At 63.1% G+C, this 14,583-nt stretch carries 13 protein-coding genes and 1 riboswitch; of the genes, 9 read left to right on the forward strand and 4 right to left on the reverse strand.

The genetic code is table 11. The features are described 5' to 3' along the window. Nucleotides 1-43: 43 nt before the first annotated feature. Nucleotides 44-326: riboswitch (cobalamin riboswitch) on the reverse strand. A 499-nt stretch (nucleotides 327-825) separates the two neighbouring features. Continuing rightward, complete coding sequence (locus tag AACH55_RS16170; protein ID WP_338715688.1) at nucleotides 826-1,569, forward strand: protein phosphatase CheZ; 744 nt, start codon at nucleotides 826-828, stop codon at nucleotides 1,567-1,569. Next, nucleotides 1,569-3,467, forward strand: a complete 1,899-nt coding sequence (locus AACH55_RS16175) for a chemotaxis protein CheA (protein WP_338715689.1) — start codon at nucleotides 1,569-1,571, stop codon at nucleotides 3,465-3,467. Before AACH55_RS16170 ends, AACH55_RS16175 begins: the two co-directional genes overlap by 1 nt. A gap of 92 nt (nucleotides 3,468-3,559) precedes the next feature. Here the strand turns inward: AACH55_RS16175 and AACH55_RS16180 are convergent, their stop codons facing one another. Further along, a complete protein-coding gene (locus tag AACH55_RS16180; protein WP_008330266.1) occupies nucleotides 3,560-4,501 on the reverse strand; it encodes a CysB family HTH-type transcriptional regulator in 942 nt (313 codons plus the stop codon). A 171-nt stretch (nucleotides 4,502-4,672) separates the two neighbouring features. Here AACH55_RS16180 and AACH55_RS16185 point away from each other — a divergent pair, with 171 nt between their 5' ends. The 7 genes from AACH55_RS16185 to cobA all read left to right on the forward strand — a co-directional run bounded on the left by AACH55_RS16185 (nucleotide 4,673) and on the right by cobA (nucleotide 11,616). Continuing rightward, nucleotides 4,673-5,446 (forward strand): sulfite exporter TauE/SafE family protein, encoded by a 774-nt coding sequence (locus AACH55_RS16185; protein ID WP_338715690.1) that lies wholly within the window; start codon nucleotides 4,673-4,675, stop codon nucleotides 5,444-5,446. Between the two features lie 63 nt (nucleotides 5,447-5,509). Next, nucleotides 5,510-7,207 carry a nitrite/sulfite reductase gene (locus AACH55_RS16190; protein WP_338715691.1) on the forward strand — a complete coding sequence of 566 codons (1,698 nt, stop codon included), beginning with the start codon at nucleotides 5,510-5,512 and terminating at the stop codon, nucleotides 7,205-7,207. Then, on the forward strand, nucleotides 7,200-7,727 hold the full coding sequence (locus AACH55_RS16195; protein ID WP_338715692.1) for a DUF934 domain-containing protein: 528 nt from the start codon (nucleotides 7,200-7,202) through the stop codon (nucleotides 7,725-7,727). Before AACH55_RS16190 ends, AACH55_RS16195 begins: the two co-directional genes overlap by 8 nt. Before the next feature lie 30 nt (nucleotides 7,728-7,757). Then, entirely contained in the window at nucleotides 7,758-8,489 is a 732-nt protein-coding gene (locus AACH55_RS16200) for a phosphoadenylyl-sulfate reductase (protein ID WP_338715693.1), read from the forward strand. A 49-nt stretch (nucleotides 8,490-8,538) separates the two neighbouring features. After that, nucleotides 8,539-9,474, forward strand: coding sequence for a sulfate adenylyltransferase subunit CysD (gene cysD, locus AACH55_RS16205; RefSeq protein WP_338715694.1), 936 nt, complete (start codon nucleotides 8,539-8,541; stop codon nucleotides 9,472-9,474). Next, the gene (locus tag AACH55_RS16210; protein WP_338715695.1) at nucleotides 9,474-10,805 is read left to right on the forward strand and encodes a GTP-binding protein; all 1,332 of its coding nucleotides are present in this window, start codon (nucleotides 9,474-9,476) and stop codon (nucleotides 10,803-10,805) included. The genes cysD and AACH55_RS16210 overlap by 1 nt, the downstream gene beginning before the upstream one ends. Nucleotides 10,806-10,842: 37 nt before the next feature. Next, entirely contained in the window at nucleotides 10,843-11,616 is a 774-nt protein-coding gene (gene cobA / locus AACH55_RS16215) for a uroporphyrinogen-III C-methyltransferase (RefSeq protein ID WP_338715697.1), read from the forward strand. A gap of 106 nt (nucleotides 11,617-11,722) precedes the next feature. Here cobA and AACH55_RS16220 read toward each other — a convergent pair whose 3' ends face one another. Genes AACH55_RS16220 through lptF form a run of 3 tightly spaced genes read right to left on the reverse strand, consistent with a single transcriptional unit; the run spans nucleotide 11,723 to nucleotide 14,427 of the window. Then, nucleotides 11,723-12,106, reverse strand: a complete 384-nt coding sequence (locus tag AACH55_RS16220) for a CbiX/SirB N-terminal domain-containing protein (protein ID WP_338715698.1) — start codon at nucleotides 12,104-12,106, stop codon at nucleotides 11,723-11,725. A gap of 58 nt (nucleotides 12,107-12,164) precedes the next feature. Next, nucleotides 12,165-13,295: an LPS export ABC transporter permease LptG gene (lptG, locus tag AACH55_RS16225; RefSeq protein ID WP_338715699.1), complete on the reverse strand. Its 1,131-nt coding sequence runs from the start codon at nucleotides 13,293-13,295 to the stop codon at nucleotides 12,165-12,167. A gap of 1 nt (nucleotide 13,296) precedes the next feature. Beyond that, complete coding sequence (gene lptF / locus AACH55_RS16230) at nucleotides 13,297-14,427, reverse strand: LPS export ABC transporter permease LptF (RefSeq protein WP_338715700.1); 1,131 nt, start codon at nucleotides 14,425-14,427, stop codon at nucleotides 13,297-13,299. Between the last annotated feature and the right edge of the window lie 156 nt (nucleotides 14,428-14,583).

Here is a 14,583-nt window from a genome sequence, read left to right on the forward strand (position 1 = left end):
CCGCAAGCTGCATTCAACGGAAAACCGCACTGGTATTGCCTGTGCGGCCTCCTCCTGTTCTGGCCGGTCTCCGGACTGCAGGCGTGACCATCGGCCTTCCCATGCGGCGAAGTGAAGGTTCGCGCAAAAACACAGTGGCGTGGAAGATGGCGTTGCCGGCAATACTCAACGAATCACACGCAATCGTCTCGCGGCAGCCGGCGCCTGGTTACCGTTGCGGGGGCAGTACACCTTGACCAGTCCCCCTTGCAGCGGGCCTGGTGCGTGTTTCCCGTTTAACTGCCGGCGAGGACACGCCGGCGGGCACCAAAACCGCGCCATTGTAGGCGTGCAGCGTAGCGGCCACAAGCTGGGGAGCCCGGATGATGTAAATCGGCACAAGCCTGCGCCTGCACAATTGCTTTCAGGAAAAAGCCGGATAGAATCATGGCCAGCGTATTTTTATATAGAATAAATTCGATTTCTTTATCGAAAACATTTGAATCGCGGCCCCTGTCAGTTCTTTGACGACGGTCGAAAAATCGAAACAAATGGGGGATTTCACTCGCTGTTTGGCCGATGAGATGGCCGCAAGCGGTCCTATACTCGGCGCCATGGCATGGTCGAGGGGGACTTTTGCTGTTCTGCCGGCCTCACCTGTCATCCCTGAATCGTTGTCGTGGTCTGCGAGCCTTCAGACTTCGCCTCGGGCTGCCGATATCTGTCTGATAACGGGGGCGAGGTGGTTGCTGTGCCTCTTGGAACGACGCATTTGATCCGCCTACGGGCAACTTTGCACAGCAGTGCGCCGACGAGCGCACACCTTTGTTGGGAGAATCAGTAATCATGAGCGACGACGTTGATCTGGAAGCATTGTTTGACGAAATTTCCTCGCAGACACTACCGGGCATGACCGCCGGCGAACCAGCCGCCGATGCCACCGCCCAGAGCACGGACGCGGGCGCGGCCGGCGAACAGGAGGACCAGAGCGACAAGCCCATGTACGAACGCCTGGGCGGCATCGTTCGCCTGTTGCATGACTCCATGCGCGAACTGGGGTATGACCGCTCGCTGACCGACGTGGCCGAACAGATCGGCGACGCCCAGAGCCGTCTGGAACACATCGCCACCCTGACCGAACAGGCCGCCAACAAGGTGCTCAATGCCCTCGATTCGGGCATGCCGGCGCAGGACCGCCTGCAGGAGCAAGCCAAGGACATCAACGCCCGCTGGACCCGGCTCTATGCCGGTCAGATGAACATCGACGAATTCAAGGCGCTGGCGGGCGACTCGCAAAAGTTCTCCAACTCGGTGCTGGAATCGACCGAAGCGGAAAAGGCCCGCATGCTGGAAATCATGATGGCCCAGGACTTCCAGGACATCACCGGCCAGCTGATCAAGAAGATCGTGGCCATCACCGCCGCCGCCGAGCGCGAGCTGGCGCAATTGCTGCGCGACAACGCGCCGCCGGAAGTCAAGGCGCAGATCGATGCAGACAAACCGGTAACCCTGATGAATGGCCCCTCCGTGGGAGGTACGGCCATGGCGCAGGACGACGTGGACGACTTACTCGATAGCCTGGGGTTCTAATGGATGACGAAATGCTCAAGGATTTTGTCGTTGAAGCGTTGGAGCTCGCCACCAACGTGGAAGAGCACCTGCTGACGCTGGAACGACATCCTGATGACCTTGAAATCCTCAATGCGGTCTTCCGCGCATTCCACACCATCAAGGGTGGCGCCGGGTTCGTGAACCTGCCGGCCATGGTGTCGGCCTGCCACCTGACCGAAAACCTGTTCGATGCGCTGCGCACCGGCAAGGCACCGGTCACGCCGCTGGCCATCGAAGCGGCGCTGCAAGCCAGCGGCTTCGTGGCCGACCAGTTGAACGAATTGTCCAACGGTGCCGCGCCCGACAGCCTGGCCTCGATGCCGGCCGAACTGAAGGACATCCTGACCCAGGCCATCGAAGGCAAGAGCGAGGCTCCGGCCCCCGCTGCGCCTGCCCCGGCTGCTGCCGCCCCCGCCGCTGCGGCCCCGGTCGCCGCTGCCGTGGCGGCCGCCCCGGTGGCATCGGCTGCCAGCGTCGATGGCAGTGCCAGCGTCATGAAGAATGGCGAACTGGACTGGCCCGCGCTCTACCAGGCGGTGGTGCCGGGAGCCGCTGCCGCGCCGGTGGCCGACAGCCCGGCCGAGGCCGCACCGGTGGCCGCTGCAGCCGCTGCGCCCGCTCCCGCAGCCGATGGCGAGCCCAAGGCCGCCGCCCCGGTCCAGCAAAACCGCCGCTCCACCGATTCCCCTGGCGGCGCCAAGGAAGAAAGCATCCGTATCGATGCCGGCAAGCTGGACGCGCTGCTGGAAGTGGCCGGCGAATCGGTGCAGGCGGCCAACCAGGCCGCCGTGCTGCTGGAAAAATTGCAACAGTTCAAGTTTGAAGGCACGGCTGCCGCGCTCATGTCGACCCTGGCTGAAACCCTGGGCCGCGCCTCGCGCTATTCCAGCGAACTGCAACGCGCCACCCTGTCCACGCGCATGCAGCCGGTGGGGCGCTTGTTCCAGAAATTCCCCCGACTGGTCCGTGAACTGGCCAAGGACCTGGGCAAGGACGTCGATCTGGTCATCACCGGTGCCGAAACCGAAGTCGACCGCGTGGTGGTGGACAGCCTCTACGACCCGCTGGTGCACATGCTGCGCAACTCGCTGGACCACGGTATCGAAGTGGACCGCGCCGCTGCCGGCAAACCCAACAAGGCGACCATTTCGCTCAACGCCTGGCAGGCCGGCAGCAGCGTCATGATCGAAGTGTTCGACGACGGCAAGGGCATGGACCCGGACATGCTGCGCAACAAGGCGCTGGCCAAGGGCCTGATCAACGAACACCAGGCGCTGACCGCCGACGAGGCGCTGCAGCTGGTGTTCCTGCCCGGTTTCTCGACCAAGGAAGTGGCTTCCAGCGTCTCCGGCCGCGGCGTGGGCATGGACGTGGTAAAGACCGCCGTGGAAAAGCATCGCGGCACCATCCGCATCGAATCCACCATCGGCAAGGGGACCAAGTTCTCGATCCGCCTGCCCATCGAACTGTCGATCATCCCGACCATGCTGGTACGCTGTGCAGGCGCCCCGCTGGCCCTGCCGATGGCCGTGGTCGAACGTGTGGTCGAGCTGCCCGAGACCTTCGACGAAGTGGGCGGTGCCCCGGTGCTGCGCGACCAGGGCCGGCCGCTGCCGGTCAACTCGCTGGCCGGCGTGCTGGGCTACGAGCCGGGCAATGAGCGCGTGGGTATCGTCATGGCGGTGCCGCACCCCTACATCCTGGGCGTGGAATCGGTGGAAGGTACGGCCGACCTGGTGATCAAGCCGCTGACCGCGATCCATACTGCCGGCATCACCGGTACGGCCCGTTCGGCTGAAGGTGAGCTGGTGCTGGTGGTGGGCTTGTCCTTCCTGCTGGACGGCTGCCGGGATCTGGAGCGTACGGCGGTGGCATAAGACTGGCGTCAGAAGCTGCAAACGCAAACGGCCGGATCTGCAAGGATCCGGCCGTTTTGCTTGAGCCTGGCGCGCTTTTTTAGCGCCGGGACTTAAAGTTCATACATGTCCTTCTCGCCCTCCATGACCTGCGCAATCAGCTTGCGATTGAGGGTCGGTGCCAGCAATTCGATGAAGGTATAGACATATCCCCGCAAATACGCCCCTTGCTTCAAGGCCACGCGCGAGACGTTGGTGCCGAACAGGTGGCCGGCCGGAATCGCCCGCAGGCCCCGGTCGCGCTCGGCATCAAAGGCGATGCCGGCAATGATGCCCACCCCCATGCCCAGTTCCACATAGGTCTTGATGACGTCGGCATCGATGGCTTCGAGCACCACATCGGGTTTCAACTGGCGCAGCGAGAAGGCATGGTCGATCTTGCTGCGGCCGCTGAAGGCAGAGTCATAGGTGATCAGCGGATTGGCGGCGATCTCTTCCAGCGTCAGGCTCTTCGATTGCAACAGCGGATGGTCGGGCGGCACCACCACCACGTGCTCCCACTGATAACACGGCAGCGAGACCAGCCCCTCGCCTGAGGCCAGCGCTTCGGTGGCGATGGCGATGTCGGCCTGGTCATTGCGCACCATCTCGGTGATCTGCTTGGGATTACCCTGCAGCAAGGAAAGATGCACTTTGGGATACTTCTGGGTGAAGGCCTGCACCACCTTGGGCAAGGCGTAGCGCGCCTGCGTGTGGGTGGTGGCGATGGTGAAACTGCCGCTGTCATGGGCGGCGAATTCCTTGCCGATGCGCTTTAAGCCATCCACCTCCTGCATGATCAGTTCCACCGACCGCAGCACCGCCCGGCCCGGCTCGGTCAGGCCACGGATGCGCTTGCCGTGGCGGGTGAAGATGTCCACGCCCAGCTCTTCTTCCAGCTCAATGATGGCCTTGGAGACGCCTGGCTGCGAGGTATAGAGGGCCTTGGCGGCCTCGGTGAGGTTGAAGTTCTGCCGTACCGCTTCACGAACGAAACGGAATTGATGAAGATTCATGAGGGAATTCCTTCGCTTCTACGTAGTAAGCGGGCGGCGCCCGGCGCCGGCCCTGCCTGCTTCATTCGCCGCATTTCCATATGCCAAAGGCGTATATAAGCAAATAAATACTATGTAGTTTGGTTTGAAGCATAAGTTTATTACGATTCGCAGACTAATGGGCGAGGTGTTATGACTGTTTCTTATGTAGTAAGCGGATTTGCCGTAGGACTGCTGGTCGGACTGACCGGGGTCGGTGGCGGCTCGCTCATGACACCCTTGCTGACCTTGCTGTTCGGCATTCATCCTTCGGTGGCGGTAGGCACCGACCTGGCCTTTGCCTCGGCCACCAAGACGGCCGGCACCCTGGCCCACCGCTTCAAGGGCACCGTGCGCTGGGACGTGGTGCGCCGCCTGTCCTATGGCGCCCTGCCCGCTGCGCTAGTGACCACCCTGCTGCTCAAGCATTTCGGTGCCGTCAGCGACGGCATTGCCCTCACCATCCGCTATTCGATTGCGATTTCGGTGTTCCTGACCGTGGTGGCCCTGCTGTTTCGCGCGCGCATGCAAGCCTGGCTCAATGCCCATCCGGAAGCGCAGCTGCAGGGTAGCCAACTGGCCAGTGCCACCATCGCCGCCGGTGCCCTGCTGGGCACGCTGGTGACCATTTCTTCCATCGGTGCCGGTGCCGTCGGCGCGACCTTGCTGGTGTTGCTGTATCCTCGCCTGTCTCCGGCGGAAATCGCCGGCACCGACATCGCCTATGCCGTCCCGCTGACCGCGATTGCGGCGCTCGGCCACTGGTGGCTGGGTTCGATCAACTGGGAACTGCTGGCCACCCTGTTGCTGGGTTCGGTGCCGGGTATCACCATCGGTTCGCTCGCCGCGCGGGCGGTGCCGGAGAAATTCTTGCGCGGCCTGCTGGCCATTACGCTGACGAGCGTTGCAGTCAAGCTGATTTGGTAGGCTGATTTTCAATCGGGCGCACCCTGATCCGGGCGCCCATAAGACGTTAACAGGGAAGAGAAGATGTACCGCTATGACCAATACGATCACCTGATCGTCCAAGAGCGAGTCGCACAATACCGGGACCAGGTGCGTCGGCGCCTGTCGGACGAGCTGGCCGAAGACGAATTCCGTATCCTGCGCCTGCAGAACGGCCTGTACCTGCAACGCCATGCCTACATGCTGCGCATCGCCATTCCCTACGGCATGCTGGCCTCCAATCAACTGCGCAAATTTGCGGAGATCGCCGTCAAGTACGACCGCGGCTATGGCCACTTCACCACGCGCCAGAACATCCAGTTCAACTGGATCAAGCTGGAAGAATCGCCCGAGATCCTGGAGCAATTGGCCAGCGTCGAAATGCACGCCATCCAGACTTCCGGCAACTGCATCCGCAACACCACCTCCGACGAACTGGCCGGTGTGGCCGCCGACGAAATCGTCGATCCGCGCCCCTATGCCGAACTGATCCGCGAGTGGAGCACCTTCCACCCCGAGTTCGCCTACCTGCCGCGCAAGTTCAAGATCGCCATCAGCGGCGCCGCCGAAGACCGTGCCGCGACCGCCGTGCATGACATCGGCCTGCATGTCATCAAGAACGAGGCGGGCGAAGTGGGCTTCCGTGTGCTGGTCGGCGGCGGCATGGGCCGCACCCCGATCCTGGGTAGCGTCATCCGTGACTTCCTGCCGTGGAAGCACGCCATGTCCTATCTGGAAGCCATCCTGCGCGTCTACAACCAGTACGGCCGCCGCGACAACATGTACAAGGCCCGTATCAAGATCCTGGTCAAGGCCATCGGCGCCGAGGAATTCGCTCGCCAGGTGGAAGCGGAATGGGCCGACATCAAGGACGGCCCCTCCACCCTGACCGAAGAAGAACTGCAGCGCGTGGCCAAATTCTTCACCGATCCGGCCTACGAAACCCTGCCGGCCGTGGATGCCGAATATGAACGCCTGAAAGCCGAAGACCGCGGCTTTGCCAACTGGATCAAGCGCAACGTCAAGGCGCACAAGAAGGCCGGTTATGCGGCTGTCGTGCTGTCGTTGAAGAAGCCGGGCGTGCCGCCGGGTGACATCACCGCCGACCAGATGAACTTCGTGGCCGACCTGGCCGATCAATACAGCTTTGGCGAACTGCGCGTGACCCACGAACAGAACCTGGTGCTGGCCGACGTCAAGCAATCCGAACTGTATGCGCTGTGGAAAGCCGCCAAGTCGCATGGCCTGGCTACGCCCAACATTGGTCTCCTGACCGACATCATCTGCTGCCCCGGCGGCGACTTCTGCTCGCTGGCCAATGCCAAGTCGATCCCGATCGCCCAGGCCATTGCAGAGAAGTTCGAGAACATCGACTTCCAGCATGACATCGGCGACATCGAACTGAACATCTCCGGTTGCATCAACGCCTGCGGCCACCATCACGTGGGCAACATCGGCATCCTGGGCGTGGACAAGGATGGTTCCGAGTGGTACCAGGTCTCGCTGGGCGGCGCCCAGGGCAACGAGTCCTCGATTGGCAAGATCATCGGCCCCTCGTTCTCGGCCACCCAGATGCCCACCGTGATCGACCGTCTGCTGCAGGTGTATGTCAAGCAGCGCACCGAGGAAGAACGCTTCATCGACACCGTGCGCCGCATCGGTGTGACCCCGTTCAAGGAATTCGTTTACGCAACGCCGATCCGTTCGGCCGAGTATGTCGCAGGAGAAGACGCAAATGCCTGAAATCATCAAGAACAAGACCGTCGTGAGCGACGACTGGACCGTCCTGCGCCTGGCTGAAGGCGAGACCGCAGAGACCGTGACCGTGCCGCAAGGCCGCGTGATCGTACCGCTGAAGGTGTGGCAGGCACAGGGCGATGCCCTCAAGGCGCGCGCCGAAGTCGGCGTGTGGCTGGCCAGCGATGAGCGTCCGGAAGAACTGAAGGGCCAGCTGGAGAACTTCAAGGTCGTCGCTGTCGACTTCCCCAAGTTCGCCGACGGCCGTGGTTACTCCATCGCCTACAACCTGCGTGCCCGCCTGGGCTACACCGGTGAGCTGCGTGCCATCGGCGACGTGCTGCGCGACCAGCTGTTCTACATGCAGCGCGTGGGATTCGACGCCTTCGCCGTGCGTGCCGACAAGAACATCCACGATGCCGTCAAGGGTCTGACCGACTTCTCCGAGAAGTACCAGAGCTCCTGGGACGAAAAGAACCCGCTGTTCCGCCGCGTCAAGCGCGAAACCGTGCAGGCCGCTGACTGAACGGCGATTGTGAAGAAGGAAGGACAGCCCATGGCCAACCCAGGCTTGCAAGAACTCATCGCCAAGACCCAGGCCACCCTGGAACGCATCGCCGCCGAGTACGCCCCGGCGGCGCTGGCCTCCAGCCTGGCCGCCGAAGACATGGTGCTGACCGACCTGATCCTGCGCGGCAAGCTGCAGGATCGCATCAGCATCTTCACCCTGGAAACCGGTCGGCTGCACAAGGAAACCTTGGGCATGATCGACCGCATCCGCGCGACCTACGATTACGAAGTCGCGCCCTATCGTCCCCAGCCTGAGGCGGTCGAGGCTTACGTGCAGAAGAATGGCGCCAATGCCTTCTACGACAGCGTGGAACTGCGCAAGGAGTGCTGCCACATCCGCAAGATGGAGCCGCTGAACCGCGCCCTGGCCGGCAAGGCCTCGTGGGTGACCGGCCAGCGTCGTGCGCAATCGGTCACACGCGCCGAGCTGCATGTGCAGGAACGTGACGAAGCCCACGGCATGGAGAAGTTCAACCCCCTGGCCGACTGGTCGGAACAGGACGTCTGGGACTACATCCGCGCCCACGGCGTGCCCTACAACCCGCTGCACGATCAGGGTTACCCCTCCATCGGCTGCGAGCCCTGTACCCGCGCCATCCAGCCCGGCGAGGACATCCGCGCCGGCCGCTGGTGGTGGGAGAACCCCGACTCCAAGGAATGCGGCCTGCACGTGGTCGATGGCAAGCTGGTGCGCATCAAGGCGCATGCGGCGAGCTGAACCAGAATTCAACCAGAGCAACAACAAGCAAAGCATCGGAAGGTCCGGCATGAACACTGCGGTAGACACCCTCTTTTTGGACAACGCCAGCAACCGTCACCTCGACTGGCTGGAATCGGAAGCCATCCACATCATGCGCGAGGTCGCGGCCGAGTGCAGCAACCCGGCGCTGCTGTTCTCCGGCGGCAAGGACTCGGTGGTGCTGCTGCGCATCGCCGAGAAGGCCTTCCGCCCCGGCAAGTTCCCCTTCCCGCTGGTGCACATCGACACCGGCCACAACTTCCCGGAAGTCATCGCATTCCGTGACCGCCGCGCCGCCGAACTGGGCGAACGTCTGGTGGTGCGTTCGGTGGAAGATTCGATCAAGCGCGGCACCGTGCGCCTGCGCAATCCGCAAACCGATTCGCGCAACGCCGCGCAAGCCGTCACGCTCCTGGAAACCATCGAGGAATTCAAGTTCGACGCCTGTATCGGCGGCGCGCGCCGCGATGAAGAAAAGGCCCGCGCCAAGGAACGCATCTTCTCCTTCCGCGACGAATTCGGCCAGTGGAATCCCAAGGCCCAGCGCCCCGAGCTGTGGGACCTGTATAACACCCGCGTGCATCCGGGCGAGAACATGCGCGTCTTCCCCATCTCGAACTGGACCGAGCTGGACGTGTGGCAGTACATCGCCCGCGAAAAGCTGGCCCTACCCTCGATCTACTTCGCCCATGAGCGCGAGGTAATCCCGCGCAATGGCCTGCTGGTGCCGCTGACCGACCTCACCCCGGCCCGCGAAGGCGAGACCGTGGAAAAGCAGGTCGTGCGCTTCCGCACCGTGGGCGACATCTCCTGCACCTGCCCGGTTGCCTCCGATGCCGCTTCGGTCGAAGCCATCATCGCCGAAACCGCAGTGACCCAGATTACCGAGCGCGGCGCGACCCGCATGGACGACCAGACGTCCGAAGCCTCAATGGAAAAACGCAAGAAGGAAGGATATTTCTGATGAACGCCGCCGCAACCCAAGCACAACTGGCCCAGGCCTCCGCGCAACCACACGAACGCGGCCTGCTGCGCTTCATCACCGCCGGGTCCGTGGACGATGGCAAGAGCACCCTGATCGGCCGCCTGCTGTTCGACAGCAAGGGCATCTTCGCCGACCAGCTCGACGCCATCTCGCGCGCCAAGCACAAGCGCACCGTGGGCGACACGGTGGACCTGTCGCTGCTCACCGATGGCCTGGAAGCCGAGCGCGAGCAAGGCATTACCATCGACGTGGCCTATCGCTACTTCGCCACGCCCAAGCGCAAGTTCATCATCGCCGATACCCCCGGCCATGAGCAGTACACCCGCAACATGGTGACCGGTGCCTCGACCGCTGACGCCGTGATCATCCTGGTGGATGTCTCCAAGGTGAAGCTCGGTGACGATGGCAGCGTCGAGCTGCTGACCCAGACCAAGCGCCACTCCACCATCGCCCATCTGCTGCAGATCCAGCACGTGATCGTGGCCGTCAACAAGATGGACCTGGTGGATTACGACCAGACCGTCTATGACCGCATCGTCGGTGCCTACCAGCAGTTCGCGCAGCAACTGGGCCTGAAGGACGTGCACGCCATTCCGCTGTCGGCCCTGGCCGGCGACAACGTGGTGCAAGCCAGCGCGCGCATGCCCTGGTACCAGGGTCCGACGCTGATCATGCTGCTCGAATCGCTGTCCGTATATGAAGATGCGCACGAGGAAGCCTTCCGCTTCCCGGTGCAGCTGGTGGCGCGCCACAACGGCCACGAAGCCAATGACTTCCGTGGCTACATGGGCCGCATCGAAGCCGGCAAGGTCGCCAAGGGCGACAAGCTGGTGGTGCTGCCCAGCGGCCAGAGCGCGACCGTCAAGGACATCCAGACTCTGGACGGCTCGCTGGAATCGGCCTCGGCCGGACAGTCGGTGACCATCCTGCTGGACGAGTATCTGGATATTTCCCGCGGCGATCTGCTGGCATCGGCGGCCCAGCCCTCGACCATCCTCAAGACCGTCGATGCCGATGTGTGCTGGCTCTCCGAAGAACCGCTGGACCTGCGCCGCAAGTACTGGCTCAAGCACACCACCAAGCAGGTCGCTGCGCGCGTGGCCAAGGTCGATACGCTGCTGGACATCAATACCCAGGAACGCCGTCCGGCCGATACGCTCAAGCTCAACGACATCGCCCGCATCAGCGTGAACGTGCAGCAGCCCATCGCGGCCGATGCCTACCAGGATATTCGCGCCACCGGTGCCTTCATCCTGATCGACGAAGTGAGCCACCAGACTGTCGCCGCTGGTATGATTCGGATCGACTGATTTTCCTTCGATCCGCAATCGTCTCTTCGTACAGGCCATGGCCACCCAACAGGCAGCAACTTCCCATTCTTCCGATTCACCCGCCCCCGGCCCGGAACATCCGGGCATGGTGTGGCTGGTCGGCTCCGGCCCGGGGGCCGCTGACCTGTTGACGGTACGTGCCGCGCGCCTGCTGGCGCAAGCCGAGATCGTACTGCACGATGCCCTGGTCACCCCGGACATCCTGGCGCTCTGCCCGCAGGCCGTGCTGGTCCCGGTGGGCAAGCGCAGCGGCCAGCGCTCCACGGCCCAGCCCGTGATCAACCAGAAGCTGGTGGAAGCGGCCCGGCAGTATCGCCGCGTGGTGCGCCTGAAAGGCGGCGACCCCATGCTCTTCGGCCGTGCCGATGAAGAAATGCGGGCGCTGGAAGAACACCACATTCCCTACGAAATCGTCCCCGGCATCACCGCCGCGCTGGCCGCCGCCTCGGCCGCCAAGCGGCCGCTGACGCGGCGCGGGATTGCGCGCAGCGTTTCGCTGTTCACCTCCAGCACGGGTGTGGACGAGCCGGATGAAGTGCGCATGCCCAATGGCGATACCCTGGTCCAGTACATGGGCGGGCGCGAAGCCACGGCCACCGCGCAACGCCTGCTGGCGCTGGGCCATGCGCCCGATACGCCGGTGGTGGTGGTGGAGAACTGCAGCCGTGCTGACCAGCACATCTACCATCTGCAACTGGCCGGCCTGGAAGCCGGGTTGCAAGCCTGCAGCGGGCCGGTGCTGGTGATGATCGGGCCGGCGCTGGCGGATCGGAACGCCGCCCCAGCCTGACAAGCGCCGCAGGCGGCCTGACCATTGCGAGCCAGGTTTTGCTTTGCCCAAAAGCCGATGGCCCGTTTCCGGGCCATCTTTGCTTTTGCCGCGACAAGCGTTCGGATCAGCCCTTCGCCATCCCCACGCAATAAGCCGCAATCGCCTGCAACACCGCCTCATCCTCCCCTACCGCCGGCACGGTGCGCACTTCCACTCCCGGATGCGCCTGGCGCAGCTGTTCCAGCAATTCCGGCAAATCGCGGCGCACGTGGCCGCCCTGCCCCAGGAACACCGGAATGACGGTGACGCGCCGGCTGCCAGCGGCAATCTGCCGCGCCGCCACGGTCGGCAGGTCCGGCTGCATCAGCTCCAGGAAGGCCAGCTCCACGCTGGTCCCCGGCATGGCCGCTTGCGTGAGCGCGCGCAGACGCTCGAAAGGCGCGGCCCAGGCGGGGTCGCGGGCGCCGTGGGCGAACAGGATCAGGCTTTGGGAAGTGGCTTGGCTCATGATGTACAGCAGTCTTTCAGGCTAAAAAGGACAATCGTCGCACCTTCACCGCGCCGGCTCAGGTCCGCTCCACCCACCACAGCGAGCCGATGGCCAGCGCCATGAACAAGAGGCTGGGCAAGGCCGCAGTGATGAAAGGCGGCCAGGTGTTGAGCAGGCCAAGATGCGAGAACAGGCTATTGATCAGCTGGAAGCACACGCCAATCATGATGCCCGTGAAAATCTTCAGGCTCACGCCACCCGCGCGGAAATGCAGGTAGGCAAACGGCAAGGCCAGCGCCAGCATGACGAAGATCGAGAGCGGATAGACGAGCTTCTTCCAGAACGCGATCTCATAGCGGTCGGTACGCTGGTTGTTGGCTTCCAGGTGCTTGGTGTAGGCCAGCAGATCATAGGCCGACATGCGATCCGGATCGGCAAACAGCACCGAGAGGATTTCCGGCGTCACCTCCGACACCAGCTTCATCTGCGCCAGCTTGACGGTCTTGACCGGCTCGGTGATCTTGCGATCCTTGCCGCCGGCGAAATCGGACTGCACCACGTCGTTGAGCACCCATTGATGGTTACCCTCATAGACGCCGCTCTTGGCCGCGACCATGCGCGCCATGTGGAATTCGGCATCGAGCTCGTAGAGCTTGACGCCTTCGATGCGGCCGTCCGGCTGCACCGTCTGGATGTTGATGAAGCGGCTGCCGATCACATTGCCTTCCAGGCCGTTGTCCTTGATCACGTCCTTGGCCCACATGCCCGAGCGGAACTGCGAAGACATCGACGCGCCCTGTGCCTGGAGTCTGAGCTTCTCGGCCCATTCGGAGGCCTTGGGCGCGATCAGCTCGCCGAACACGATGGTCAGCACCGCAAAGCCCACGCCGATGCGCAGCAGTACCTTGGCCGCCATGCCGGTGGACATGCTGGAAACGCGCATGATGGTGAATTCTGAGCGTGCCGCCAGTTGCGAAAGCGTATAGATGGTGCCGATCAGCACCGCTGTAGGCATGAGCTCATAGACATTGCCGGGCAAGCCCATGAGCACGTAGAACACCGCCTGCTGCAGCTTGTAGCCATTGCGGCCGACCTGCTCCAGCTGGCCCATCAGCTCGAAGAAAGCGAACAGCGCAAGAAAGGCCGCCAGTGCAAAGAGCACCGAGCGGGTGATCTCGGAGGTGAAGTAACGTTGGATGACTCTCATCTCAGGCCTCGCGCTGGAACGTCATGGCACGGCGCACTCGGCTCCACAACCGGGATGGGTGGTAGGGATGGTTGATGTTCAGGCGCAGGGCGAACATGCCCACGATCAGCGCCGCCACGATCACGTGCACCGGCCACCAGGCCATCATGAAGCTCATGCGCTGCTGCGCCACCGAGGCCTGGAACACGCTGACCGTATTGCTGTACACCACGAACAGCAGCAGGGCCACCAGGAGCCCCAGCGACCGGCCCGCACGCGGATTCACGAACGACAGCGGAATGGCCAGCAGCATCAGGGCCAGCGCCATGAGCGGCAGCGCGATGCGCCACAGCAGCTCGCCGCGCGCATAGCCATCCTGCTTGGTCAGCAGCTCACCCATCTGCAGCGCCCGCGCCGAACGCTCGCCGGCGGAAGATTGCGACTGGTTGCCGATCAACAGGCCATAGCGCTCGAAATCGACGATCTGAAAATCGGGCAGGCTGGGCGAGCCATCGTAGCGGCGGCCCTGGTTCATGACCACGAACTTCTCGCCATCGGCATCGACCTGGGTCTCGCCTTCCTTGGCCACCACCACGCTGTTCTTGCCATCGCTGTTGATGGTGTTGACGAAGACGTTGCGGACCTTGGAAGCATCCCCGGAAATGCCTTCGACGAAGAAGATCCGGTTGGCAGCGGCCGACTCCTGGAACTTGCCCGGTGAGACGCGGGCGATGTCCTGGCGCTGCTCGAAGCGGCTGCGGTATTCGCTGCTCTGTTCATTGGCCCAGGGCGTCACCACGAAGGACAGCACCGCCACCAGGGCCATGATGGGCCAGCCGAAACGCAGCACCGGGGCAATCCAGCGTGTAAGCGACATGCCGCAGGCAAACCAGACCACGATCTCGGAATCCTGGTAGCTGCGCGTCATCACCAGCAGCACCGAGATGAAGCCGGTGAGAATGAGGATGATGGGCATGTAGTTCAGCGACTGGAAGCCGATCAGGGCCAGTACGTCTTGCGACGCCACCTCGCCGCCGGCGGCCTGGCCGAGGATCTTGATCAGCATCACGGTCAGCGTGATGGTGAACAGCGTAGTGAAGACCCCACCTGCGGTGCTGGTCAGTTCGCGTCTGAGGGCGCGTTGGAAAATCATGGGAAGGCTGGCTTGGTTTCTGGTGTCGGGGTCATTAACGGATGGCCTGCGCGGATGTCCGGCGCCCGGCATGGTGTCCGAGACTGGCTTGCCTGGCTGAACGCATGCGCCCGTGGCGTCGAAATGGGCTCTATAATCGCCAGGTAATTCATATAA

Origin of the sequence: Herbaspirillum sp. DW155, from assembly GCF_037076565.1 — a bacterium.
Taxonomy (GTDB): Bacteria; Pseudomonadota; Gammaproteobacteria; order Burkholderiales; family Burkholderiaceae_D; genus Herbaspirillum.